A 1,598-nucleotide genomic window follows, 5' to 3' on the forward strand; every position below is an offset into this window, starting at 1 on the left:
GTCAGCGGCGCATCGAGCGCCAGACTGGCCCAGGCCGCGTAGTCGCACACCCCGGTGGAAAACTGCGAGCCGTCGATGGCGGCCATTACCTGTTCTGTCATTGAGTGCTGTCCTGGCTGGCATTGCGTGTTATCGCGATGTGTCACCCTTGGGTTTCTACCGCATCGGGGTGAGCTTGCCTAGGACATGGATCAACGAGCCCCAGGTCGAAACCGATTAGCGCTGTAGGTGGGCCACCAGGGCATCGGCGAACGTATCGGTGGTACCGCTGCCCCCCATGTCCGGGGTCACCTGCTCGCGGGCCGAATCCAGCACTTCGCGGATGGCACCGCGAACCCGCGCGCCCTTGTCCACCATGTCCAGGTGGTCGAGCATGTCGGCAGCCGCCAGCAGCAGGGCGCAGGGGTTGGCGATCTTTCTGCCGGCGATGTCGGGGGCCGAACCATGGACCGCCTCGAAGATGGCGGCATCGGCACCGATGTTGGCACCGGGCGCCAGCCCCAGGCCACCCACCAGCCCCGCACACAGATCGGAGAGGATGTCGCCGAACAGGTTGGTGGTGACGATGACGTCGAACTGCTGGGGGTTCATCACCAACTGCATGCAGGCGTTGTCGACGATCATTTCCTGGAATTCGATCTCGGGATAGTCGCCGGCCACCTCGCGCGCCACATCGAGGAACAGTCCCGAGCTGGTCTTGATGATGTTGGCCTTGTGCACCGCGGTGACCTTCTTGCGGCCACGCTGCCGTGCCAGCTCGAAGGCATAGCGGACGATGCGCTCGGAACCCTGGCGGGTGACGCGGATGGTGGATAGAGCGGTATCGCCATCGTCGGTGATGCTCTGTCCTTCGGAGAGATAGGCGCCTTCGGTATTTTCGCGCACCGTGATCAAGTCGATGTCGTCGTAGCGCGAACGGGTGCCCGGAAAGCTGATCGCCGGGCGCACGTTGGCGTAGAGGTCGAAGTGGCGACGCAATTGCACGTTGATCGAGGAGAAACCCTTGCCGACAGGCGTGGTCAGCGGCCCCTTCAGGGCGATACGATGCTTCTCTATCGCTTCCAGCGTCTCGGCCGGAATCAGCGTGCCGTGATTCTCCAGAGCGGTCAGCCCAGCATCGAAGAATTCATAGGTCAGACCGCAGTCCAGCGCATCGAGCACGCGCAGCGTGGCGTCCATGATTTCCGGGCCGATGCCGTCGCCTTTCAATACCGCTATCGTTTGACTCACCGTGGTACCTCGTCGAATTTGAGTGGATGGGATCGAATTCCAGGCCCCTGGCCATGTGTGACGTGCAGACGATGATACCCTGGCCGAAGACAAGTCTTCTCTCCCCCAGTAGTTGCAGGCGCTCGAATTCACCGTCGCGCGCCGCGAAGACCATCGGCGCCTGCTTCTGAGTCTTGCAGACGACGTCCAGGAGCGTTGGCGGCATGCTACCGCCGGCTGTGAATGGACTTATCGCAGCAACAGTACCGACCGCTCGGCCTGGCGCAGCATCGCCGTGGTGGTGCTGCCCACCAGCAGATGACGAATCCGCGAGTGGCCGTAGGCGCCCATCACCAGCAGGTCGATGTCGTGCTCCGCCTGATAGCCGC

General features: G+C 62.8%; 2 protein-coding genes and 1 pseudogene. All 3 read right to left on the bottom strand.

What is annotated here, in order from left to right; all coding sequences use genetic code 11:
• A pseudogene (locus tag BLP96_RS20455) lies at window positions 1-101 on the bottom strand (universal stress protein); the annotation flags it as partial.
• A gap of 115 nt (window positions 102-216) precedes the next feature.
• On the bottom strand, window positions 217-1,230 hold the full coding sequence (locus BLP96_RS19700) for an isocitrate dehydrogenase (protein WP_089689231.1): 1,014 nt from the start codon (window positions 1,228-1,230) through the stop codon (window positions 217-219).
• Between the two features lie 228 nt (window positions 1,231-1,458).
• Window positions 1,459-1,598: universal stress protein (locus BLP96_RS19705; protein ID WP_143005158.1), on the bottom strand; the 140-nt coding region annotated here is incomplete at its 5' end.

Origin of the sequence: Billgrantia gudaonensis (genome assembly GCF_900100195.1) — a bacterium.
GTDB classification, from domain to species: Bacteria; Pseudomonadota; Gammaproteobacteria; order Pseudomonadales; family Halomonadaceae; genus Halomonas; species Halomonas gudaonensis.